The 23,114-nt window shown below is 66.0% G+C and carries 19 protein-coding genes; 12 read left to right on the top strand and 7 right to left on the bottom strand.

Features of this window, described 5'->3' with window-relative positions; translation table 11 throughout:
* Positions 1-173: 173 nt before the first annotated feature.
* On the top strand, positions 174-1,604 hold the full coding sequence (locus FB548_RS09960; protein WP_142124642.1) for a sugar porter family MFS transporter: 1,431 nt from the start codon (positions 174-176) through the stop codon (positions 1,602-1,604).
* Between the two features lie 75 nt (positions 1,605-1,679).
* On the opposite strand, the gene FB548_RS09965 is transcribed toward FB548_RS09960, so the two are convergent.
* A complete protein-coding gene (locus FB548_RS09965) occupies positions 1,680-2,747 on the bottom strand; it encodes a LacI family DNA-binding transcriptional regulator (RefSeq protein WP_142124643.1) in 1,068 nt (355 codons plus the stop codon).
* Between the two features lie 194 nt (positions 2,748-2,941).
* Between FB548_RS09965 and FB548_RS09970 the strand changes: the two genes are divergently transcribed.
* The 9 genes from FB548_RS09970 to FB548_RS10010 all read left to right on the top strand — a co-directional run bounded on the left by FB548_RS09970 (position 2,942) and on the right by FB548_RS10010 (position 16,379).
* Entirely contained in the window at positions 2,942-5,062 is a 2,121-nt protein-coding gene (locus tag FB548_RS09970; RefSeq protein WP_142125036.1) for an alpha-glucuronidase family glycosyl hydrolase, read from the top strand.
* Positions 5,059-7,044, top strand: a complete 1,986-nt coding sequence (locus tag FB548_RS09975) for a sialate O-acetylesterase (RefSeq protein ID WP_142124644.1) — start codon at positions 5,059-5,061, stop codon at positions 7,042-7,044. Before FB548_RS09970 ends, FB548_RS09975 begins: the two co-directional genes overlap by 4 nt.
* Positions 7,041-8,807 carry a glycoside hydrolase family 43 protein gene (locus FB548_RS09980; RefSeq protein ID WP_142124645.1) on the top strand — a complete coding sequence of 589 codons (1,767 nt, stop codon included), beginning with the start codon at positions 7,041-7,043 and terminating at the stop codon, positions 8,805-8,807. Before FB548_RS09975 ends, FB548_RS09980 begins: the two co-directional genes overlap by 4 nt.
* The gene (locus FB548_RS09985; protein ID WP_142124646.1) at positions 8,807-11,509 is read left to right on the top strand and encodes a glycoside hydrolase family 3 protein; all 2,703 of its coding nucleotides are present in this window, start codon (positions 8,807-8,809) and stop codon (positions 11,507-11,509) included. Before FB548_RS09980 ends, FB548_RS09985 begins: the two co-directional genes overlap by 1 nt.
* A 66-nt stretch (positions 11,510-11,575) precedes the next feature.
* A complete protein-coding gene (locus FB548_RS09990; RefSeq protein WP_142124647.1) occupies positions 11,576-13,060 on the top strand; it encodes an MFS transporter in 1,485 nt (494 codons plus the stop codon).
* 17 nt (positions 13,061-13,077) lie between these two features.
* On the top strand, positions 13,078-14,115 hold the full coding sequence (locus FB548_RS09995) for a glycoside hydrolase family 43 protein (RefSeq protein WP_142124648.1): 1,038 nt from the start codon (positions 13,078-13,080) through the stop codon (positions 14,113-14,115).
* Complete coding sequence (locus FB548_RS10000) at positions 14,105-14,959, top strand: aldose epimerase (RefSeq protein ID WP_142124649.1); 855 nt, start codon at positions 14,105-14,107, stop codon at positions 14,957-14,959. The genes FB548_RS09995 and FB548_RS10000 overlap by 11 nt, the downstream gene beginning before the upstream one ends.
* Positions 14,956-15,369 carry a hypothetical protein gene (locus FB548_RS18985; RefSeq protein WP_255470492.1) on the top strand — a complete coding sequence of 138 codons (414 nt, stop codon included), beginning with the start codon at positions 14,956-14,958 and terminating at the stop codon, positions 15,367-15,369. Before FB548_RS10000 ends, FB548_RS18985 begins: the two co-directional genes overlap by 4 nt.
* 92 nt (positions 15,370-15,461) lie before the next feature.
* Positions 15,462-16,379, top strand: coding sequence for a glycoside hydrolase family 43 protein (locus FB548_RS10010; protein ID WP_255470493.1), 918 nt, complete (start codon positions 15,462-15,464; stop codon positions 16,377-16,379).
* A gap of 291 nt (positions 16,380-16,670) precedes the next feature.
* On the opposite strand, the gene FB548_RS18880 is transcribed toward FB548_RS10010, so the two are convergent.
* From FB548_RS18880 to FB548_RS10025, 3 genes are all read right to left on the bottom strand, one after another.
* Positions 16,671-16,865 carry a hypothetical protein gene (locus tag FB548_RS18880; RefSeq protein WP_221625938.1) on the bottom strand — a complete coding sequence of 65 codons (195 nt, stop codon included), beginning with the start codon at positions 16,863-16,865 and terminating at the stop codon, positions 16,671-16,673.
* 226 nt (positions 16,866-17,091) lie between these two features.
* On the bottom strand, positions 17,092-17,577 hold the full coding sequence (locus FB548_RS18780) for a hypothetical protein (RefSeq protein ID WP_221625939.1): 486 nt from the start codon (positions 17,575-17,577) through the stop codon (positions 17,092-17,094).
* A gap of 156 nt (positions 17,578-17,733) precedes the next feature.
* Entirely contained in the window at positions 17,734-18,360 is a 627-nt protein-coding gene (locus FB548_RS10025) for a YkvA family protein (protein ID WP_185742069.1), read from the bottom strand.
* 380 nt (positions 18,361-18,740) lie between these two features.
* Here FB548_RS10025 and FB548_RS10030 point away from each other — a divergent pair, with 380 nt between their 5' ends.
* A complete protein-coding gene (locus FB548_RS10030) occupies positions 18,741-19,928 on the top strand; it encodes a sodium/glutamate symporter (protein ID WP_185742070.1) in 1,188 nt (395 codons plus the stop codon).
* An 88-nt stretch (positions 19,929-20,016) separates the two neighbouring features.
* Here FB548_RS10030 and FB548_RS10035 read toward each other — a convergent pair whose 3' ends face one another.
* On the bottom strand, positions 20,017-21,129 hold the full coding sequence (locus FB548_RS10035) for an AI-2E family transporter (RefSeq protein WP_142124652.1): 1,113 nt from the start codon (positions 21,127-21,129) through the stop codon (positions 20,017-20,019).
* A gap of 319 nt (positions 21,130-21,448) precedes the next feature.
* On the opposite strand from FB548_RS10035, the gene FB548_RS10040 reads away from it, so the two are divergent.
* Positions 21,449-21,937, top strand: coding sequence for an acyl-CoA thioesterase (locus FB548_RS10040; protein WP_142124653.1), 489 nt, complete (start codon positions 21,449-21,451; stop codon positions 21,935-21,937).
* Between the two features lie 237 nt (positions 21,938-22,174).
* Here FB548_RS10040 and FB548_RS10045 read toward each other — a convergent pair whose 3' ends face one another.
* Together FB548_RS10045 and FB548_RS18785 are read right to left on the bottom strand one after the other, a co-directional pair.
* Complete coding sequence (locus tag FB548_RS10045; RefSeq protein WP_142124654.1) at positions 22,175-22,960, bottom strand: 3-hydroxybutyrate dehydrogenase; 786 nt, start codon at positions 22,958-22,960, stop codon at positions 22,175-22,177.
* 11 nt (positions 22,961-22,971) lie between these two features.
* Positions 22,972-23,112: a hypothetical protein gene (locus tag FB548_RS18785; protein WP_185742071.1), complete on the bottom strand. Its 141-nt coding sequence runs from the start codon at positions 23,110-23,112 to the stop codon at positions 22,972-22,974.
* Positions 23,113-23,114: the final 2 nt, after the last annotated feature.

The following is a 23,114-nucleotide window of genomic DNA, read 5'->3' on the forward strand; positions in this document are numbered from 1 at the left end:
GCGCTGGCGGCCAAGCAGGGTGAACCGAAGCAGATCAGCGGCAAGCAGGAGCGTTACGAGAACCTGCTCAACCAGTACCTGCTGCGCTGAGCGCGTGATGACGGCCTCCGCCCCCGTGGTTCGGGCGGAGGCATTGGCAGCAGGTCGATTCGAAGCCTGGAGGGGCGCAACGAATGAACAGCACCACGCTTGAGGGTGGCAACATCGCCAGTGGCGAAAACACCCGCTTCATCATCCTGATCAGCTGCGTGGCCACGATCGGCGGCTTCCTGTTCGGGTTCGATAGCGGCGTGATCAACGGCACCGTGGACGGCTTGCAGGCGGCCTTCGAATCGGACTCGGTCGGTACGGGATTCAACGTTGCCTCGATGCTGTTGGGCTGCGCGATCGGCGCCTTCTTCGCCGGCCGCCTTGCGGACATGTACGGCCGGCGCAACGTGCTGATCGTGGCCGCCATCTTCTTCATCGTCTCCGCATGGGGGTCGGGCATCGCCACCGGGTCGCTGGAGTTCGTGATCTATCGCGTACTGGGCGGGTTCGCCGTGGGCGCGGCCAGCGTGATGTCGCCGGCGTACATCAGCGAAGTCTCCTCGGCACGCTATCGCGGGCGGCTGGCCACGGTGCAGCAGATCGCGATCATCGGCGGGCTCTTCGCTGCCTTCCTGAGCAACTATCTGCTGGCGAAGGTGGCCGGCGGATCGGTGACACCGTACTGGCTGGGATACGAAGCCTGGCGCTGGATGTTCTGGGTGGAGATCCTGCCGGCGGGCCTGTTCCTGGTGGCGCTGCTGTTCATCCCCGAGAGCCCGCGCTATCTGGTCGTGAAGGGCAGGCACGAGGAAGCGCTGGCGGTGTTGCAGCAGCTCTACGGCAGCGAAGAGGGGCAGCGGAAGCGGGTGGAGATCCAGGGCAGCCTGGTGTCGGACCACCATCGTCCACGCCTGTCGGATCTCATCAGCAAGACCACCGGAAAAGTGCGACCCATCGTGTGGGTCGGTATCGGCCTGGCCACATTCCAGCAGCTGGTCGGCATCAACGTGGTGTTCTACTACGGCGCCGTGCTGTGGCAGGCCGTCGGCTTCTCGGAGAATGACGCGCTGCTGATCAACGTGCTGTCCGGTGCGTTGAGCATTGGTGCGTGCATCGTCACCGTGCTGCTGATCGACCGGATCGGCCGCAAGCCACTGCTGTGGACAGGCTCGGTCGGCATGGCGGTTTCACTGGCCGCGGTGGTGGTGGCGTTCGCCAGTGGTTCGCTGGACACGGCGGGCACGCTGCAGTTATCCGGCAGCATGGGCGTGCTGGCGCTGGTGGCCGCGAACCTGTACGTGGTGTTCTTCAACATCTCGTGGGGCCCGGTGATGTGGGTGATGCTGGGCGAGATGTTCCCCAACCAGATCCGCGGTTCGGGACTGGCTGTCGCGGGCCTGTTCCAGTGGAGCGCGAACTTCCTGGTCACGATGACCTTCCCGATGCTTCTGGCCGGCATCGGGCTGGCGACCACCTATGGTCTCTACACGTTGGCGGCCATCATCTCCGTCTTCTTCGTGCTGAGGTTCGTCCACGAGACGAAGGGCAGGGAACTCGAGCAGATGGAAGGCTAGGAGCGGAGCATGCCTTTGCCGGCGCGCCAGCCCAGTCGTCCCGTCGCGCCATGTGCACGGCGGGACCGTGGCGTGTCAGCGGCGCTTGGCCTTGGGCGGAACCGAGACCGAATCGCGCACGACCAGCCGGTGCGCCGCCACGTGGTCGGCGAGCACGCGGGTCGTGCCATCCTGGCGGCGGATGCTACGCAGCAGGACGTCGATGGCGTCGTTGGCCATCGAGGCGATCGGCTGGTGGATGGTGGTGAGTTCCGGCCATACCGTCGTGGCGGCCGAGGTGTCATCGAAGCCCACCACCGAAAGATCACGCGGCACATCCAGCCCGCGCCGGTGCGCCACCGAGATGACGGCGGCGGCCATGTCGTCGTTGCTGGCGATGATGGCGCTGGGCATCCGGCGCAGCGACAACAGTTTCTCCGCTGCCTTAAGCCCCGCGCGATACGTGTAGTCGCCGGGCTGCACCAGGCCGGGCTCCAGTGCCAGGCCCGCCTCATGCAGGGCCGCTTGGAAACCCTCGAAGCGCCGTGCACTGGCGCTGAGATCGGACCTGCCCTTGATGAATCCGATGTGGGTATGGCCGTGCTCGATGAGGTGTTCGGCCATTTCCTTGCCCGCGCGGAAGTCGTCGATGCGCACGCAGGAGATCTCGTTGCTGAATCGTCCGGACGCGATGGCGACTACCGGGACACCGGCGCGAACCAGTTCGCTCACCGCCGCGCGGGATTCGCACAGGGGCGGCGGCAGGATGACGCCATCGACACGTTTGGCCAGTTCGCGCGCGGCCTTGCGCTCGGATTCGGCATCCAGGTCGTCCCAGTATTCGCTCACCAGCTGGATGGTCGTCCGCGAGGCGACGCGCAGCAGGCCAAGCAGCAATTCGCGCAGATAGGCGCCGGTGGGATTGGTATAGATCAGCGCGATGCGGGTGTGCTGGGCGGCCGCCAGCGAGCTGGCCGCCAGGTTGGGCGTGTAGTCGAGCTTGCGGACGGCGCGCATGACCCGTTCGCGCGTCGCATCCTTGACCTTGGTCTTGCCGTTGATCACGCGCGACACGGTCATCGGGGAAACGCCCGCGAGCGCGGCGACTTCGTCGATGGTGATGCCGCGGCTCTTGCGTCGCACGGCTCTCGTCGGCTTTTCCAAAACGGGTTCCTTTCAGGGGTCGGAAGGCGGGCGACCCATGACCGCTCCGCGCGACAGCAGCCAGCGCGGGGACGGCCATGAAATCCGCGTTCTGGCCCGGTTTGCTGTCGTGCCTCATGGTATCGCCAACGCGGCGGGGCGACGAGGGGCGTGCCTTTCGGCGCGGCCTCCACCTGCTTGTCGTGGGCTGCCTGATGTGCGTGCAGGCGGTCGGTGTGCAGGCGGAGGACGGCTACGACCTCTGGTTGCGCTATGCGCCCGCCGCACCGGCAACGGCGGAGCACTACCGGTCACGCACCACGCAGTTGGTGATGCCGGCGCCGTCGGCCACGTTGGCGGCCGCGCACGCGGAGCTGCGGCGTGGCGTTGCCGGTCTGACCGGGCAGGCACCCGATCCTGCAGTGGCGGTCACGCGCGATGGCGCGGTCGTGGCGGGCACGGCCGCTTCATCTCCCGTCGTCGCCGGCCTGCGGCTGGACACGCGTGCGCTGGGCGCCGAGGGTTACCTGATCGGCAGTGTGCGCGTCGGTGGCCACGCGGCCACGGTGATCGCGGCGAACACCGATGTCGGCGTGCTCTACGGCAGCTTCCATTTCCTTCGCCTGCTGCAGACGGGGCAGACGATCGATGCGCTGGACGTGCGCGAATCGCCGCGCGTGAAACTGCGCGTGCTGAACCATTGGGACAATCTCGACGGCTATGTCGAGCGTGGCTACGCCGGTGCTTCGATCTGGGACTGGCACACGCTGCCCGACTACCTGGATCCCCGTTACACCGACTACGCCCGCGCCAATGCATCGCTGGGCATCAACGGCACGGTGCTCAACAACGTCAACGCCAATGCACTGAGCCTGACGCCCATGTACCTGGACAAGACCCGGGCGCTGGCATCGGTGTTCCGTCCTTATGGCATCCGCGTCTACCTGAGCGCCCGCTTCAGCGCACCGATGGAGATCGGGGGACTGCAGACGGCCGACCCGCTGGACCCGGCCGTGCGGCGCTGGTGGAAGGACAAGGCCGACGAGATCTATCGCCTCATTCCGGATTTCGGCGGCTTCCTGGTGAAGGCGAACTCGGAAGGCCAGCCCGGTCCGCAGGACTACGGCAGGTCCCACATCGATGGCGCGAACATGCTGGCCGAGGCGCTGGCGCCCCATGGCGGCACGGTGATGTGGCGCGCGTTCGTCTACTCGCATGAGGAACCCGAAGATCGCGCCAAGCAGGCGTATACAGAATTCGTGCCTCACGACGGCAAGTTCCGCGACAACGTCCTGGTCCAGGTGAAGAACGGCCCCGTCGATTTCCAGCCGCGCGAGCCGTTCCATCCGCTGTTCGGCGCCATGCCGCGCACGCCGTTGATGCTGGAGCTGCAGATCACCAAGGAATATCTCGGGTTCGCCACGCATCTGGTCTATCTGGGGCCGCTGTACGAAGAAGTGCTCGCCGCAGACACGCATGCGCGCGGCACCGGTTCCACGGTCAGGAAGGTCATCGACGGCACGCTCGAGGGACACGCGCTCACCGGCATGGCCGGTGTGGCGAACATCGGCGCGGACCGCCAATGGAGCGGGTCGCACTTTGACCAGGCCAACTGGTACGTGTACGGCCGGCTTGCGTGGAATCCCTCACTGACCGCGCGCGGCATCGCCGACGAGTGGGTACGCATGACCTTCTCCGACGATGACCGCGTGGTGGCACCCGTCGTGGAGATGATGATGGGGTCGCGCCAGGCGGCCGTGGACTACATGACGCCGCTGGGCCTGCACCACCTGATGGGGCGCGGGCATCACTACGGTCCGGGGCCGTGGGTGCAGGGCGGTCCGCGTGCCGACTGGACATCGGTGTACTACCACCACGCCGACCTGCAGGGCATCGGCTTTGACCGGTCCGCGACGGGGAGCAACGCCGTGGCGCAGTATTTCCCGCCGGTGGCGCGGCAGTTCGGCGATGTAGAGCGCGTGCCGGAGGAGTTCCTCCTGTGGTTCCACCACGTGCCCTGGGATCACCCGATGGCATCGGGCCGGCCGTTGTGGGACGAACTGGTGATGCGCTACGCCCGCGGCGTGGCCTACGTAAGCGGCATGCGGTCCACGTGGGACGGATTGGCGCCGCATGTCGATGCGCCGCGGCATGCGCAGGTGGCGGCCTTCCTGGGCATCCAGCAGAAGGAAGCGCAGTGGTGGCGCGACGCCAGCATCGCGTACTTCCAGACCTTCGCGCGCCGCCCGCTGCCGGAAGGCCAACTCCCGCCACTGCATCCGCTGGCGTACTACGAAGCCCTGCAGTTCCCGCATGCGCCGGGGGACGGTCGATGAAGGCTTCCAGCATCACGGGGTTGCTGCTGGCGGTCGCGCTGCTGGGGAGCGGCGCGACCGTCGCGCACGCCCGCGAGCCCGATGGCGCACTGCTGCATGCCCTGTTCCAGGACCACATGGTGCTGCAACGCGACGCCACCATCCGCGTCTGGGGTCATGCCGATCCGGGCGAACAGGTCAGCGTGATGCTGGACGGCACGAAGGCGCGTGCGCGTACTGCGGCCGATGGCACGTGGGAGGCGACACTGCCGACACGCGCCGCCGGCGGACCCTACGATCTGGTGGTGGAAGCCGGCGCGGGCGCGCAGACGGTGCGCGACGTATACGTGGGCGACGTCTGGCTTTGCGCCGGGCAGTCGAACATGGAGTTACCGGTCTGGCGGGCGCTGGATGCGAGTTCGGAGATCGCATCCGCGGCGCATCCGCGGATCCGGTTGTTCACGGTGCCGCAGGCAGGTGCCGTCGCACCCCAGTCCCGTTTCCAGGGTGATGCACGCTGGCAGGTGGCGTCGCCGGATTCCGTGCGGGATTTCTCCGCCGCCTGCTTTTACTTCGCGCGGGAACTGCAGAAGACGGTCGACGTGCCGATGGGCCTGATCCAGGCGGCCTGGGGCGGCTCGCGGATCGAAGCCTGGACCAGCGCCACGGCACTGCGTACCGGTGGCGGGAGCGCTGAAGCGCTCGACGTGCTTGCGCTTTACGCCACGGATACGCCTGCTGCGCTCGCGCGATGGGGCCGTCATTGGGAGCGCTGGTGGACCGTGCGCGAAGGCGCCACGCCGGGCGACGCCCCCTGGCGTGCAGATGCGCCCGACACCGGGTGGCGCACGGCGCCCGCAACGCTCGGCGCATGGGAGCGCTGGGGCGTGCCGGCGCTCGACGACTACAACGGCATGGTGTGGTATCGCACGCAGGTGACGTTGACGGCGGCGCAGGCGACACGTGGCGCAACGCTGGAGCTCGGGCCCGCCGACGAGACCGACATGACCTGGGTCAACGGCACCGCCGTGGGCAGCCGCTACGGCGCCGGTGAGCCGCGTCGCTATCCGCTGCCGTCCGGATTGTTGAAGGCGGGCATCAACACGGTGGTGGTCAACGTGCTGGACACCTATCGCGACGGCGGGCTCGCGGGCCCGGCCAGTGCGCACGCGCTGACCTTCGACGATGGCACGCGCGTGGTGCTGGACAGCCGCTGGCGCTACCGGCCCGAGCCCGGTGCCGATGAGCCCCCCCGTGCGCCGTGGCATACGGCATCGGGGGTGTCGACGTTGTACAACGGCATGATCGCGCCGCTGGGCGCGGTCGGTCTGCGCGGCATGCTCTGGTACCAGGGCGAATCCAATACCGGTGACGGCGCTGCCTATGCCGTGCGGCTGCGCACGCTGCGTGATGACTGGCGGCAGCGCTTCGGCGCGCAGGTGCCGTGGGTGGTGGTGCAGCTGGCCGGCTATGGCCTGCCACCGTCGGCGCCGGTGGAAAGCGGCTGGGCACAGGTGCGCGAGGCGCAGCGGCGGGTCGTTGCTGAAGATCCGCACTCCGAGCTGGTGGTCGCCATCGACATCGGTGACGCCTACGACATCCATCCGCCGAACAAGCAGGAACTCGGCCGCCGCCTGGCGCGCGTGGCACGCCATGTCGTCTACGGTGAACGTGCGCTTGCGCCGTCCGGACCAACCGCGCGTGCTGCAGCACGCGCGCCGGACGGCGTCAGGGTGGCGTTCGACGATGTCACCGGCGCACTGGTGACGACCGGCGCGAACGGCCCCATCGGCTTTGAACTCTGCGATGCGGCGAAGCGCTGCGACTACGCGGATGCCGCCCTCGACGGGCGGTATGTCGTGTTGCGCAGCCCGCGCGCTTCCAACGCCATGTACGTGCGCTACTGCTGGGCGGATGGCCCGGTATGCACGCTTCGCGATACCGCCGGGTTGCCGGCAGGTCCCTTCGAACTTCCCGTCCCTGCCGTCGAGGTGCCCCGATGAAGCTGTTCTCCCCGCGTCGCCACCAGAACGACCGCCGACATGCCAGTGCGCAGGGTGCAACCCGCCACGCCGCGCGCGGCCTACTGGCCGCCGCGCTCCTGCTGCTGACGGTCACCGGCAACGCCCAGCCATACGACGGGGCGCCGCCGGTCTACTTCGACTGGTTCGAATACACCGGCCGCGATGCGGCATTCGAACCGCCGCTGCCGTCCGGCCACTACCGCAACCCCATCCTGGCCGGTTTCCATGCCGACCCCAGCATCGTCAGCGCGAACGGCAAGTTCTACCTGGTCAATTCCAGCTTCACCTTCTTCCCGGGCATCCCGGTGTTCGAGAGCACGGACCTGGTGCACTGGAAGCAGATCGGCAACGTCATCGACCGGCCGTCGCAGCTCGACTTCGACGGCCTGAGCGTGTCGCGGGGCATCTTCGCGCCCGCCATCGAATTCCATGACGGCATGTTCTACCTGGTGACCACGGCCACGGACAGTGGTGGCAACTTCATCGCCACCGCCCGCGATCCGGCGGGTCCCTGGTCGGACCCGCACTGGCTGCCCAGCATCGGTGGCATCGACCCGTCGCTGTTCTTCGATACCGATGGCAAGGTCTACCTGCTCAACAACGACGAGCCGCCCGGACCGGCGCGCTATGACGGCCACCGCGCCATCTGGATGCAGCAGATCGACATCGCCCGCTTCCAGCCCATCGGCCCCCGCAAAGTGCTGATCGATGGCGGTGTCGAACCTGAAAAGAATCCGATCTGGATCGAGGGGCCGCACATCTACAAGCGCGACGGCTGGTACTACCTGTCCGATGCCGAAGGCGGCACGGGGCCGCAACATTCGCAGGTGGTGTTGCGCAGCCGCGATGTCTGGGGCCCGTATGCCCCGTACGCAGGCAATCCGATCCTGACCCAGCGCGACCTGGCGCCGGACCGGCGCCTGCCGATCACCAATGCCGGCCACGCCGATCTGGTCGAAGGCCCTGACGGGACGTGGTGGGCGGTGTTCCTGGCCAGCCGCAACTACCAGCATCGCCACTACAACACCGGGCGCGAAACCTATCTGCTGCCGGTGCAGTGGCGCGATGGCTGGCCGGTAATCCTGCCGGCGGGGCAGACCATCCCCTACATTGCCGCCGCGCCCTCGTGGATGCGCGGGAATGCCACGCAGGCGCCGTTCACCGGCAATTTCGTGCATCGCGACGAGTTTGACGGCACCACGCTGCGGCCCGAGTGGCTGCGCGTACGCGTGCCCAAGCAGGCGTGGGCCGACCTGGCCGCGCGCCCGGGTGCGCTCGCCGTGCATCCACTGCCGGAAGGACTGGACACGCTGCGCAACCCGGCGTTCCTCGGCCGGCGCCAGCAGCACCTGCGCTTCGAGGCCAGCACGGCGATGACGCGGCCCGCGCCTGGCATCGCGGCGGGTATGGCTGCCTTCCAGAGTGAGGCGTACTGGTATTTCCTCGGGGTGCGGCCTGCGGCCGATGGGCGCATGGCCGTCTTCCTTGAAGGCCGCGACGGTGGCGGCACCACGCGCACACTCGCCACGCGCGAGGTCGAGGGCAGCGACACGCTGCGGCTGAAGATTGAAGGCGATGAAGGTGCCTACGGGTTCGCGTTCGATACCGGCGATGGCCGGGGCTGGCAATCGCTGGCGCGCGATGTCGATGGCACCGTGTTGAGCACCGATCGCGCCGGCGGCTTCGTTGGCACGCTGCTGGGCCCTTTTGCACGCGATGAACGTCCCTTGAGGAGCGAATGATGAAGACCGTGAGCCGTCCCCTTCCTGCGTACCGGCGTGCCGGCCCCGGCCTGTGCGCGCTCGCGCTGTGTGTCTTCGCGCTGGTGGCGCGGCCCGGATGGGCGGCGGACGCAAAGCCCTGGCTCGATACGTCGCAGAGCTTCGAAGCACGCGCGGCCGCGCTGGTCGGGCAGATGACGCTGGAAGAAAAAGCGGCGCAGATGCAGAACGCCGCGCCTGCCATCGAGCGCCTGGGGGTGCCTGCCTACGACTGGTGGAATGAAGCGCTGCACGGCGTGGCGCGCGCGGGCCAGGCGACGGTGTTCCCGCAGGCCATCGGCCTGGCCGCGACCTTCGACGTGCCGCTGATGGGCGAAGTGGCCACCACCATCAGCGACGAGGCGCGCGCCAAGCATCACCAGTTCGTGCGCGACGGCTCGCATGGCCGCTATCAAGGCCTCACTTTCTGGTCGCCGAACATCAACATCTTCCGCGATCCGCGCTGGGGTCGCGGCCAGGAAACTTACGGCGAGGATCCGTACCTGACCGCACGCATGGGGGTGGCGTTCGTACGCGGCCTGCAGGGCGACGACCCGGTCTATCGCAAGCTGGACGCCACCGCCAAGCACTTTGCCGTACACAGCGGCCCCGAGGCCGACCGTCATCACTTCGATGCGCGCCCGAGCCAGCGCGATCTGTACGACACCTACCTGCCTGCCTTCGAGACACTGGTGAAGGAAGGCGACGTGGACGCGGTGATGGGCGCCTACAACCGCGTCTATGGCGAATCGGCCAGCGCCAGCCGTTTCCTGCTGCGCGACATCCTGCGTCGCGATTGGGGATTCAAGGGGTACGTGGTATCCGACTGCTGGGCCATCGTGGACATCTGGAAGAACCACAAGATCGTCGCCACCCGCGAGGAAGCCGCGGCGCTGGCGGTCAAGAACGGCACCGAACTGGAATGCGGCGAGGAATACGCCACGCAGCCCGCTGCGGTGCGACAGGGACTGATCAGCGAAGCCGAGATCGACGACGCGGTGACCCGGCTGTTCGCGGCGCGGATGCGGCTGGGCATGTTCGACCCGCCGGAGCGCGTGCGCTGGGCGCGCATTCCGTACTCGGTCAACCAGGCACCGGCGCACGATGCGCTGGCACTGAAAGCGGCGCAGGCATCGCTGGTCTTGCTGAAGAACGACGGTACGCTGCCATTGCCGCGCACCCTCAAGCGCATCGCGGTGATCGGCCCGACCGCCGACGACACCATGGCGCTGCTCGGCAACTACTACGGTACGCCGGCCGCGCCAGTGACCGTGCTGCAGGGCATCCGTGACGCCGCGAAGGGCATCGAGGTGACTTACGCGCGCGGCGTGGATCTGGTGGAAGGGCGAGACGACCCGGCGGCCACCCCGTTGATCGAAGCGGCCTTCCTGCGGCCCGCGGACGGTTCCCCCGAGCGTGGCCTGCGCGGCGAGTACTTCCGCACGGCGGATCTGTCCGGTACGCCGGCACTGGTGCGCACCGATGCGCAGATCGGCTTCCGTTGGGATCGCGGTTCGCCGACCGACAACCTGCTGGCGCGCGGCGAGGCGGCGCCGGGGCAGGGCATTCCGAACGACGGCTTCAGCATCCGCTGGAGCGGCCAGCTGCTGCCGCCGGTGTCCGGTCGCTACCGGATCGAGGCGGCCGCGGACGACGGCTACCGCCTGTACCTGGACGGCAAGCGCGTGCTCGACCGCTGGACGAACAGCGACCGACTGCGCAGCGATGGCGTGGAATTGGATCTGCAGGCCGGGCGCGCCTACGACCTGCGCCTTGAGTATTACGACGCCGAGCGCGATGCCGGCGTGCGCTTGGCCTGGCGCATGCCGGGCGCGAAGCCGCCGTTCGAGGAAGCGCTCGACGTGGCACGCAGGGCGGATGTGGTGGTGTTCGTCGGTGGCCTGACCGGCGACGTGGAAGGCGAGGAGATGACGGTCAACTATCCCGGGTTCGCCGGGGGTGATCGCACCGACATGCGCCTGCCGTCGCCGCAACGCGCATTGCTGGAAGCGCTGCATGCCACCGGCAAGCCGGTGGTGCTGGTGCTGACCGGCGGTTCCGCCCTCGCCGTGGACTGGCCGCAGGCGAATCTGCCCGCGATCCTGATGAGCTGGTATCCCGGGCAGCGCGGCGGAACCGCCGTGGCGGATGCGCTGTTCGGCAACATCAATCCTGCTGGCCGCCTGCCGGTGACGTTCTACAAGGCCGACGAAACCATGCCCGCGTTCGACGACTACGCGATGGAGGGCCGGACATACCGGTACTTCCGCGGCACGCCGCTGTACCCGTTCGGCCATGGTCTGTCCTACACGCGGTTCGACTACAGCGACCTGCAGCTGGACAAGCGTGTCGTCGCGCCCGATGGGCGCATGACGGTGCGGGTACAGGTGGCCAACACCGGCAGCCGTGCCGGCGAGGAGGTCGTGCAGCTGTACGTGCGGCCCTTGCAGGCCACGCCCGGCGCCGCGCTGCAGGAGCTGCGCGGTTTCCAGCGCATCCACCTGAAGCCAGGCGAGCGGCGCACGGTGTCGTTCGAGCTCGCGGCCGATACCGCCTTGCGTCGCTACGACGAAGCAAGCAGGGCCTACGCCGTGGCACCCGGGCGTTACGAGGTCCGGGTGGGCGCGTCCAGCGCCGACCTGCGCGCCAGCGGACAGTTCGACGTGCAGGCGGCCGGCCGATGACATCCCTTTCATCCTGTGCCCGCGACGCGGCACGTGCACGCCATCGAACACCTTCGGAAGAACCGCATGTCCAGCCTTGAACAACCGTTGTCGGTCCGGGAGAAAGTGGGTTACAGCCTGGGCGACCTGGCGGCGAACCTGATCTTCCAGACGCTCATCACCTATCTCGCGTTCTTCTACACCGATGTCTACCGGCTGCCACCGGCGACGGCGGCGACCATCATCTTCGTGGTGGGACTGCTGGGTGCGTTCGTATTCACGCCCGTCATCGGCATCCTCGCCGACCGCACGGCGACGCGCTGGGGCCGGTTCCGTCCGTGGATCCTGTGGACGGCGATCCCGTTCGGCGTGCTTTCGCTGCTGGCCTTCAGCACGCCTGATTTCAGCGAGCGGGGCAAGGTCGCGTATGCATTGCTGACCTACAGCTTGCTGGTGTTGGTCTACGCGGCCAACAACCTGCCGTACTCCGCACTGAGCGGTGTGCTGACCGGCAGCATGGCCCAGCGCAACAGCCTGTCGGCGTATCGCTTCGTGGCGGTGATGATCGCGCAGTTCATCATCCAGGTGCTGCTGATGCCGCTGGTGCTGATCCTCGGCGACGGCGACCGCGTGCAGGGTTTCGAACGCGTGATGACCGTCTTCGCCGTGGTGGGCACGGTGTTCTTCCTGATCACCTTCGCCACGACCCGCGAACGCATCGTGCCGACGAAGGCACAGTCCGGCGGAGTGATGCAGGATCTCGCTGATCTGGCACGCAACCGGCCCTGGCAGGTGATGCTGGCGCTGACCGTGCTCGTGTTCATCAACCTGGCGTTGAAGGGCGGCACGTACATCTACTACTTCCAGTACTACATGAGCGAAGCGTCCTTGGCGGCCTTTCTCGACAACTCGGGTTTCAACGGCTTCATCGCGGTACTGAACGCGGCGCTCACCGGCATGGGCCTGTCCGGCTTCACCTGGCCCGAAGATCCGGCCACCTCCACCTTCAGCCTGTTCAACGGCAGCGGGATCATCTGCATGATCCTCGGCATCGGCGTGTCGCGCCGGTTGGCCGACCGCTTCGGCAAGCGGGATGTGTTCGGCGGCGCGCTGCTCGTGTCGACGTTGTTCCTGCTTGCGTTCTACGCCTTTCCTCCCACGGCGGTGGCGTTGGCGTTCGGCGCGTTCATGCTACATGGCTTCTGCTACGGCATCACCATTCCGCTGCTGTGGGCGATGATCGCCGATGTCGCGGACTACTCCGAGTGGAAGAACCACCGGCGCGCCACCGCCATCATCTTCTCCGCCATGTTGTGCGGCCTGAAGATCGGGCTCAGCGTCGGCGGCGCGCTGGTCGCCGGCATCCTGGCGCATTACGGCTACCAGGCCGGCGCTGCCGAGCAGTCCCCGGCCGTCGTCGACGGCATCCGCATGACCGTCAGCGTCTATTGCTCCATCCCCTTCCTGGTCGCGGTGGCGCTGCTCTTCATCTACCAGATAGACAAGCAGATGGAGACGCGTATCGAGCACGACCTCGCCCAGCGTCGCCGCGAAGCAGGCGCAGCCGCGTGACCCCTACCTCTGCAACCATGAACGACACTTCCATCCACGACGAAACCCAGCCCAGCGAAGCCGAGCTCGGACTACTGGCGGAACGCGCCATCTCCCAACCGCTGGTCACCCATATCTACACGGCCGATCCCTCCGCGCATGTGTTCGAGGGGCGGCTCTACATCTATCCCTCGCACGACATCGACGGTGGCGGGGCGTTCGATGACGAAGGTGGCCACTTCGGCATGGAGGACTACCACGTGCTGCGGATGGACAGCCCGGACGGCGAGGCCATCGACTGCGGCATGGCATTGCATCTGCGCGACGTGCCGTGGGCCGACAAGCAGATGTGGGCACCCGATGCCGCGTGTCGCGATGGCCGCTACTACCTCTATTTCCCCGCCAAGGACGGCGGCGGCCTGTTCCGCATCGGCGTGGCCGTCGCCGATCGACCGGAAGGCCCGTTCACTGCCGAGCCGGAGCCCATCGAGGGGGCGTACTCGATCGATCCGGCCGTCTTCGAGGACGACGACGGAACGCATTACCTGTACTTCGGCGGCATCTGGGGCGGCCAGTTGCAGAAGTACCGCGACAACCGCTACGACATGGCGCACGAGGAACCGGTAGGCGATGCGCCCGCGCTGGGACCTCGCGTCGGCCGGTTGGACGCGGGCATGACCAGGCTGGCCGAAGCCACGCGCGAGATCGTGATCCTGGACGAACACGGGCAGCCGCTGCGCGCCGACGACCACGCGCGCCGGTTCTTCGAAGGTCCCTGGGTACACAAGTACGAAGGCCGGTACTACCTGTCGTACTCCACCGGCAACACGCATCTGCTGTGCTATGCCGTGGGCGATGATCCGTATGGCCCGTTCACCTACGGTGGCGTGATCCTGAAGCCCGTTGTCGGCTGGACCACCCACCACTCCATCTGTGCCTTCGATGGCCGGTGGTATCTGTTCTATCACGATGCCTTGATGTCGGGCGGCGTGACGCACCTGCGTTCCGTCAAGTGCACCGTGCTGTACCACGAAGCGGATGGGCGCATCCGCACCATCGATCCCTATGGCGGCTGACCGGCTTTCGCCTTGCGACGATGCGCTCGCACCGATGCCGGCCGGTCCGTTGCACTCGTTGCGCGCAGGTCGGCTGCAGGTCGCGCTGGCGCCGGACGCCGGTGGTCGCCTCGCGCAGATACGTTTCGACGGAATGGACTGGCTGGTGGGGCCTGACGACGGCTGGCCCGCGACCATCGCCTGGGGCTGCTATCCGATGGTGCCCTGGGCAGGACGTCTGCGCGGCGGGCGATTCGATCTCGACGGCATGGCCCATGCCTTGCCGGTCAACTTCGGCGGTCATGCGATCCATGGCATCGGATTCTCGCGGCCCTGGCAGATGGATGTGCTCGATGCGAACCGGGCAGAGATGTCGCTCGTGCTTCCGGAGGACGACTACTGGCCCTTCGGAGGCACCGCGACGCAATCGGTGCGCTTGGAGGGCGATCGGCTGTTCCTGCAACTCGCTGTGCAGGCGGGGACTCAGGCGATGCCCGCCGTGCTCGGTTGGCATCCGTGGTTCCGCAAACCCGATCGGCTGGTCTTCGAACCCACCGCCATGTATCCGCGCGACGCCGACGGTATCGCCACGCTGCCGCGCATACCGCCCAGCCCGGGCCCGTGGGACGACTGTTTCGTGGCGGGCGGCGAGATCGCCCTGCATCGGGCCGACCAGGTGTTGCAGCTGCGTGCCGACACCGATCACTGGGTGGTGTACGACGGTGCCGCGCATTCGACCTGCGTCGAACCCCAGACCGGCCCACCCGATGGGTTCACGCTTGTGCCGCGCGTGTTGTCGCCGGGCCAGCGCCTGCACCTGGCATTCGAACTCGCTTGGCAGGCGGGTGCGGGGAGGGCGGCATGACGCCGCAGCTGCGATGGCTCTCTCGCATCAATCCGTTCGCATGCGGTGTTGGCACCGATGTCGTCCGCTCTGTCGCGCTCGCGTTATTGACGTGGATGCTTGCCATCTCCGCGCATGCGCAGGGCGACGCGATGACCGCCATTGCACCACCGCTGTTCCTCGCGATCGCGGCCGACGACGGTCTGTTCGCCGATGGTGGTTTCGGCCTGGTCGAAGGGTGGCGCGCCGCAAGGCGGCCGGTGGAATTCCATCTCTACGAACAGGGCGGCCACGGCTTCGGCATGTATCGCAAGCCGACGACGAGCACGGGCTGGTTCGATGCGTTCGCGAGCTGGATGGCGATGCACGGCTGGCTGGCGCGGGTCGGGCAGAGGCGTGAACCCGGGACGGAGGAGGAAATGACGCGATGATGTTCCGTTGCTTGGCATGTGCATCGCTGTTGACGGTCCTGTTGCCGCTGCCGTTTGCATCGCGGGCGACCGGGGAGGGGACGCATGTCACCATGCCGCGGTCGAATCCGCTGATACGCGACAAGTTCACCGCCGATCCGGCGCCGCTCGTGGTCGGCGACCGTCTCTATCTTTACGTCGGGCACGACCAGGCGCAGCGCGACGAGATGTTCAACATGCGCGAGTGGCTGGTCTATTCGACCACGGACATGTCGACCTGGGTCGACCATGGCCCGATCATGAAGGTGGCCGACTTCGCTTGGGCCAAGGCGGACGCGTGGGCGTCGCAGGCCATCGAGAAGGACGGCCGGTTCTGGTTCTACGCAGCCGTCGAACATGACGACTCGCATCCAGGGAAGGCCATCGCCGTAGCGGTGGCCGACAGCCCGACGGGCCCCTTCGTCGATGCGAAGGGCGAAGCGTTGATCACCAACGAGATGACGCCCAAGGGCACGCACAGCTGGGAGGACATCGATCCGACGGTCTTCACCGACGACGACGGCACCACCTGGATCGCGTGGGGCAATCGCCAGTGCTACATCGCGCGACTCAAGCCGAACATGATCGAGCTCGACGGCCCGATCACCGAAATCACGCCACCGCATTTCGAAGAAGGCCCGTGGCTGCACAAGCGTGGCGACCTCTATTACCTCACGTACGCCTCGCTGGACCGTGCCACGCACCGCGATGAGAAGGTGTCCTATGCCACGGCGGCATCGCTGGCGGGCCCGTGGAAGTACCGCGGCGAACTGACGGGCTCCGGCAAGTACAGCTTCACGATCCATCCGGGCATCGCCGAGTTCAAAGGCCGCTGGTACCTGTTCCTGCACAACGCCGCACTCGCCATCGGCGACCAGAACGGCGCGATCGGACGGCGCGCGGTCACGGTCGAACACCTGCAGTACAACCCGGACGGGACGATGAAGCCGGTAGTGCAGACGGAGGCGGGGATATCGGTGGGGGCGCCGTAGGGGTGCCGACAGGGGGTAGTGATTAGGGATCGTTATCAGGGGTAGGGAAGGGCAGCTAGCGACCTGTTCCGTTGAGAAACTCGGTTCATGACCTCGGCTGCGGCATTGCCGGATCGTCAGGGCCTGAATCTTTCAGAGAAGGATGACTGGATTGAGGAGCGTAAGCGCCCTTGAACATCATATGGGCACCGCCGTCGAGCCATGTGCGGCAAGGTCCCGCCTCGGCTTTCACGGGAACAATGTGTTGAAGAACTACAGCTAGATCAGGGGCCTCAGCTCGTCCGCACACCACTACCGAAAGCCGGTCACTGTGGTGTTCTCGGATGTCCGGGTTTCGACCTTGTCGATGCCCGCGTTCTTGGCCGCGTACATGTCGGCCATGCCCTTGGCTACGGCATCTGACATCCCGAAGCCCAGGAAGCCGGCCTTGTGATCCTCGTACGAGATTTGCTGGTGGCGCACTGGCTTGCCCAACACATCAGACATGCTCCTGACTTTTCGCGGGGATGTTCGGTGGAACCATCCGCGCCCTCGAACGCACGTTGGACGACCTCCAGCTCGCTGTGTGATCCCTCAATGACCTCGACATGAGCGCGCGTCCCCTCTGAAAGTCGTGAGGGATCCCGCGCGATCACCCGCACCGGCTCGTTGGTCGGCAGGAGTGGGCGTTGCTCAAGGCGCGCGGCTGGGGCGAGACTCGGAGCTGGCGCGTCTACACAGCGCTCAAGCTCAACCCGCTGCGCCGAACCAAGAAGCGCCTCCTCACCGCGCGCGACCGGCTGGAGATCCCGGCGGCCGCCAGCGATACGTGGTCGGAGGACTTCATGGCCGGCGCACTGCGTCGGGCAGGCGCTTCCGGACCTTCAATGTCAACGACGACTTCAACCGCGAGTGCGTGAAGATCGAGATCGACACCAGCCTGCCGTTGGCAAGGGTCATCCGTGCTCTGGATGAACTGGTGGACGTTCGCGGCGCACCACGACACCTTCGCCTGGGCAACGGCCCCGAGTTCATCAGCATCGCCCTGCGGGACTGGGCCGGGCGGTACGGCGTGGAACTGGCGCACATCCAACCAGGAAAGTCGACACAGAATGCGCTTATCGAGCGCTTCAACCGCACGTATCGAACCGAGGTTATGGATCGTTACGTTCTCACCAGCGCGCCCGAGATTCGCCGCATGACCGAAGACTGGCGCCACCGCTACAACCACCACCGCCCGCATAGATCGTTGGCCCGTCCTTCGCCGGTCGCCTTCGCTCGGACACAATCCCGGTCAACCTCTACTTCTGGGTGGCTCGAAGAAATGGAGATGCTTCACTCGTACTCCGATGCAGCTTCGCATCGCCAGGGGACATCAACGAATGCGAAGTACGCTTGGCCGCCACCCGCTGTCGGCGTAGCTGCTGGCGCCTCCGTAGCCGCTGCTGGCGCCGTATCCGACGCCCAGATTGCCGGTGCCCAGCCGCGATCGGCGCCGACGCATCCGTTCCTGCAGTTCCTCTCGTCGTCCAGTGAGCCAGTCGGCCCTGCCGACCATCTGCGGCGCGAGGCCATGGCGTTGTGCTTCTCTCTCCCGGAACTCGCAGAAATCGTTGTAGGCATCCACCTCGTGGCAAAGTTCGCGCGCACACAGTTCGATCATGATCGCGTCATCCAGGTAGCCGAGCACGGGAACGTGGTCGGGAATGGAATCGGCTGCCTCGGCGAAGTACGCCAGGGTTGAACGCAGGCGCGCCTTCTCGTCTTCCGGGAGCCCCCATCCTTCGTCCCGGGCCATCGCGATGAATGTATCCAGCAAGACCAGACGATCTTTGACGAACCCGGGAGGATTGCTCTGTTGTGCCTTCATCAGCATGTCTGTCGCCGATTTCAGGACGTCCTCCATACTCCTGCCCGCAGCGGCCTTGCTGGCGGCCTGGCTGGCCTCCTTGAGGTGCTCCAGATCCGACCCGGAAAGATCAATGACAATGGACAGGGACATGCCGGCGCTCCTTGACTGTGCAGACTCATCAGGGCTGAAACGATGCCCGGCCATCGAGGCCGCGCTGCGCTGAGCAACACCGACGCCATGAAGATGCAGCATGGAGTCCGCATCGACTGGTCGATACGTGTCACTCGAAAGTCCTGGACGCGATCAATCCTACGCTCGCCCGAGCAGGCTGGAGATTGACCGTCGGGGCGGCCCGTATTGCCCTTTGGGGACCCTGTCCAGACGCTGGGCAAGCTGTGTATCTTCCGTGGAAACCCGCTTGCGTCGGACCGTATGCGGCGGGTGCGGCTCTTGCGCTGAAGGCGCGCTTCTGGCGACGCCAAGCGTCCCGCCGCAAGAGCATACTGGATCGACAGGGCAGGTGACTCGTGGTGATCTCGGATTTGGGGACCTTCGCGCTCGGGTTGCTGGCGCTGCTGCTTGCCGGCGCTGCGATGAGGCGGATTCCCGTGCTGGCGCGGATGAACATCCCGGTGCCGGTAATTGCCGGCGTGACGGTCGCGATATTCGTAGGTCTGCTGCAGCGATTCGCGGGAGTGTCGGTTCAGTTCTCCGCTCAGTTGACGGACTTCTTCCTGCTTGTGTTCTTCACCACGGTAGGATTGTCGGCCAAATTCTCCGCATTGCGCGCCGGGGGCAAGCCACTGCTGATCCTGTGCGTGGTGACGGTGCTGCTTCTGGTCGTACAGAACGCGGTCGGCATTGCCATTGCAACGGCATTCGACGCGCATCCCTTCTACGGCGTGCTGGTCGGCAGTGTCTCCTTCGTGGGTGGACCAGGGACGGCGGCGGCATGGGCCAAGGAGGCACAGGCAGCTGGACTGCAGCACGCACCGGAAATCGCGGTCGGCGCGGCAACGCTGGCTGTGGTGGTAGGCGCGATCGTTTCCGGACCGGTGACGGACTGGCTCATCAGGCGGAAGAATCTTCGCGGGCCCACAGGCGACTCACCGGCAAGCTGGGTGGCGCCAGGGAAAAACAGCGTATCGGCGCCCACCATTCCGATGGTGATGCTGGTGCTGCTGTTGATCGTGACGTCGGTGCTGGCAGGCGCTTTGGTCAACCAGTGGGCACGAGCCATGGGCCTCATGCTGCCGGGGTTCCTGACCGCCATGCTCGCAGGTGCCGCCATCACGAACATCGGCGATGCCATCGGTGCCAAGCTCGACCTGGTGGCGGTGGAACGCGGTGGGGAGATTGCGCTGCAGGCGTTCCTGGTGATGTACCTGATGAGCCTCAAGCTCTGGGCCCTGACGGCTGCCTTCACGCCACTGGTGGTCAATGTTGCTTTGCAGGTCGTTATCACCGTGATGGTGGGGATCGTGATCCTGTTCCGATGGCTGGGGAAGGACTATGACGCGGCGGTCACCATGGGAGGCTTCCTGGGATTCGGCCTGAGCTCGATGCCGGTGGCGATGGCCACGATGGACAGCGTGGCCTCACGGCACGGTCCTTCGCCCAAAGCCTTCCTTCTGATTGCGTTGGCGGGCTCATTCTTCGTCGACCTCGCCAATGCGTTCGTGATCAAGGCGTTTCTCTCGTTGCCATGGTTGCGCTGACGATGGTGCGATCGCGCGTGTTCCCGGCATATGCATCGTCCGCCACTCGGCGACTGCACCTGCTGTTCTGCGACGCGTCCTGCGTGGATCACGCTGAGCCGTCGTGGGTCGTATGGCGAGCTTGATCCTCGACGGGCCATTGCTCTATCCATTGCCAGAACAGGACATAGCCCACCGCCAGCACCACGGGACCGGTGAACAGTCCGATGATGCCGTTCGACACCATTCCGCCAAGCGCACCGATGAGCACGACAGGCATGGGAACCCGTACGCCACGCCCCAGCAACAATGGCTTCAGGACGTTGTCGATCAGGCCGGCGATGAATACGTAGGTGGCGAAGGCGATGGTCAGGGGCCCTGCGCCGTGGGTCGCGAACACGAAGATGATGACCGGCAGTGTGATGAGGGTGGCCGGGATCTGCATTATTCCCAGCAGCAGGACCGCGAGGGAGAGCAGCGCGGCACCGGGTACATCCATCAACACGAATGCAATGCCAATCATCAACATCTGCACGAACGCGATGCCGACCACACCCTGTGCCACGGCACGCACGGTGCTGGTGCAGAGGTCCGTGATGGCCGCGGCTTTTCCAGGCCCGACGATGCGCGCGGCGATGAGAAGCGCATGGCGATGGCCCGTGTGAGCGAAGGCCATGAACACCCCTGATACCGCCAAGGCGGCGAAGAACATCAGTACCCCCATGCCCGCCCCCGCCACTTTGCCCAGCGCGACAAGAGCGAAAGGCGCTATCTGGGGTGCCAGTTTCCTGGAAACGCCGGTCAGATCGGTCGCGGCCTGCGACCACGCGGCATGCAGGGGTGCTCCGAGGAGGGGCCAGTCTGCAACACTCTGCGGAGGGGGCGGTATGTGGAAATTCCCGGCCCTGACAACATCCAGAGCGTCGCCGACCCACGAGGCCAGGGACATCCCAAGCAGATAGACGGGGACGATCAACACGGCGATGGCGAACAGGATGATCACCGTCGCGGTCAGACCCGACTTGCCGCGGAGTCTCGGTTCCAGTTTCCGCTGCAGCGGGAAGAGGGTGATCGAGAGGATCAGCGCCCATACCAGCAGGTCGATGAAGGGGCGGAACACGCGATAGCACGCGAACGCCAGTATCGCGATCAGGACGGCGCGTATCAGCAGATCCAGCAGCCCGGGCGGCAGCGTCTTGCCTGGCGTGGCGGTGAGGATCATGGGGGCCAGTCCTCGCAGGTGAGCACAACGTCAGAAGGACAGACCGCAGGTGCCCGACGAATCGCTGCAGCCGCACGCTCCCATGGTCGGCCTGGGCCAGCGTGCGGACCCTGACCAAGCACGCTGGATTATGACCACCTGCCGCGATGAAAGGACCTGTACCAAGGTGGCCGTCCATGTTCCCGGAGGAACACTACTGCTTTCGAGCGCGGACTTGTAGAACAGCTGTGCCTGCGTCCGATTGGCGTGACCGCATCCCTGTATGCCGTGGTCAAGCAAGGGCCTGAGCAGGAAATGCGGAATCCGGAGGGAAAGGATGATGACCAGCAGACCTCGTGGCCTTACCCTGCAGTTCCTGGCCGAACCCACCGACGTCAACTACGGTGGCAAGGTCCACGGCGGCGCGGTAATGAAGTGGATCGACCAGGCGGGATTCGCTGCGGCCGTCGGCTGGTCGGGCAGCTACTGCGTCACGGTGGCGGTCGGCGGCATCCGTTTCGTTGCGCCGGTGAAGATATCCAATCTGGTAGCGGTCTCGGCCACGCTGGTCCGTACCGGTCGCACGTCGATGCAGTTCGTCGTCGAAGTGCGTGCGCGCAGCCCCTTGGGCGGCGAGGATACGTTGTGCACGCATTGCATCATCGTCTTCGTCGCGGTGGACCGCGAGACGGGCGCGTCAGTGGAAGTGCCGCAGTGGCAGCCACAGACTGACGAGGACAGGCAGTTCTTCGAGTATGCGGAAAAGGTGATGATCCTGAGCAGGAGCATTGAAGATACGGTGGCGCGCTACACCGCCAAGGCACCCTGAAACACGTGAACGATCTTCCCGGCGGAAGGTCGGCGCCCGCTTGAACCAGTGTTCCCATCTTGGTGACCCCCAGGGCGTCATGGAGCTGGGATTCGCAGTTTGCACCACCACCATCCAGTCGCTGCACAGGCACCTGTGATGCCTCCAGCCATGATGCCGGCGGCGCGGCCGTCAGCCCTCGTCCGTGCAGGGAATGATGGCGCGTGCGAAGCACCTGTGACCGCTGCCACACAGGGATTACTCCATGCACCAGCCATGGCTGACGATCACCGATTGTCCTGTCAGCGCGTTGGAAGGAAACGCAGCCAGGAACAACGCGACCTGGGCGACATCGTCGACCGTCGTGAACTCTCCATCTACGGTCTCCTTCAGCATCACGTTCCTGATGACGTCCGACTCGGAGATTCCCAGCGTCCGTGCCTGCTCGGGAATCTGCTTGTCTACCAAGGGCGTGCGTACGAACCCGGGGCAGATGACATTTGCCCTCACGCGATGCGCCGCTGCTTCCTTCGCCACCACTTTCGCCAATCCGATCAACCCGTGCTTGGCAGCGACGTAAGGCGCCTTGAGCTTGGATGCCTCTTTTGAATGGACCGACCCCATGTAGATGATGCAGCCGCCACGTCCGGCGGTGTACATGTGCTTGAGGCAGGCACGAGTGGTGAGAAACGCACCGTCGAGATGGATGGCGATCATCTTCTTCCATTCGGCATACGGAAACTGTTCGACCGGATGGACGATCTGGATGCCCGCGTTGCTGACCAGGATGTCCACGCCGCCGAAGGCGTCTATCGCGGCCGACACGCCGGCCTCGACCGCATCCTCATCGGAAACATCCATGGCCACGCCGATCGCCCGGCCCGCTCCGAGCGCGGATATCTCGCTGGCCGCCGTGTCGGCTGCGCTCTTGTTGAGGTCGGCAATGGCGACATTGCAACCTGCGGCCGCGTAGACCAGGGCAATGTCCTTGCCTATGCCACTGGCTGCGCCCGTGATGATGGCCGATTTGCCTTGCAGGTCCATGCCGTTCTCCTTCACTTGGCCAGGTAGTCGTGGACGATCCCGCCCGGCCCGGAAGCCAGACCGATGCGGCTGCGTACGCGGGGCAGGACTTGGCAGACGGGCAGTGACGCCACCGGACTGGCGCGCAACGTCGCGAATGCGTTGCGGCGCACGT

Source organism: Pseudoxanthomonas sp. 3HH-4, from assembly GCF_006716465.1.
Classification (GTDB): domain Bacteria; phylum Pseudomonadota; class Gammaproteobacteria; order Xanthomonadales; family Xanthomonadaceae; genus Pseudoxanthomonas_A.

Bases quoted from the DNA above. Each gene is read 5' to 3' on its own strand.
- FB548_RS10010 (WP_255470493.1), top strand. From the start codon at position 15,462: ATGCCGCGGTCGAATCCGCTGATACGCGACAAGTTCACCGCCGATCCG.
- FB548_RS09990 (WP_142124647.1), top strand. From the start codon at position 11,576: ATGTCCAGCCTTGAACAACCGTTGTCGGTCCGGGAGAAAGTGGGTTAC.
- FB548_RS09960 (WP_142124642.1), top strand. From the start codon at position 174: ATGAACAGCACCACGCTTGAGGGTGGCAACATCGCCAGTGGCGAAAAC.
- FB548_RS10000 (WP_142124649.1), top strand. From the start codon at position 14,105: ATGGCGGCTGACCGGCTTTCGCCTTGCGACGATGCGCTCGCACCGATG.
- FB548_RS09985 (WP_142124646.1), top strand. From the start codon at position 8,807: ATGAAGACCGTGAGCCGTCCCCTTCCTGCGTACCGGCGTGCCGGCCCC.
- FB548_RS10035 (WP_142124652.1), bottom strand. From the start codon at position 21,129: ATGATCCTCACCGCCACGCCAGGCAAGACGCTGCCGCCCGGGCTGCTG.
- FB548_RS09970 (WP_142125036.1), top strand. From the start codon at position 2,942: ATGTGCGTGCAGGCGGTCGGTGTGCAGGCGGAGGACGGCTACGACCTC.
- FB548_RS10040 (WP_142124653.1), top strand. From the start codon at position 21,449: ATGACCAGCAGACCTCGTGGCCTTACCCTGCAGTTCCTGGCCGAACCC.
- FB548_RS18880 (WP_221625938.1), bottom strand. From the start codon at position 16,865: ATGTCTGATGTGTTGGGCAAGCCAGTGCGCCACCAGCAAATCTCGTAC.
- FB548_RS09980 (WP_142124645.1), top strand. From the start codon at position 7,041: ATGAAGCTGTTCTCCCCGCGTCGCCACCAGAACGACCGCCGACATGCC.
- FB548_RS09995 (WP_142124648.1), top strand. From the start codon at position 13,078: ATGAACGACACTTCCATCCACGACGAAACCCAGCCCAGCGAAGCCGAG.
- FB548_RS09975 (WP_142124644.1), top strand. From the start codon at position 5,059: ATGAAGGCTTCCAGCATCACGGGGTTGCTGCTGGCGGTCGCGCTGCTG.
- FB548_RS10045 (WP_142124654.1), bottom strand. From the start codon at position 22,960: ATGGACCTGCAAGGCAAATCGGCCATCATCACGGGCGCAGCCAGTGGC.
- FB548_RS10025 (WP_185742069.1), bottom strand. From the start codon at position 18,360: ATGTCCCTGTCCATTGTCATTGATCTTTCCGGGTCGGATCTGGAGCAC.
- FB548_RS18985 (WP_255470492.1), top strand. From the start codon at position 14,956: ATGACGCCGCAGCTGCGATGGCTCTCTCGCATCAATCCGTTCGCATGC.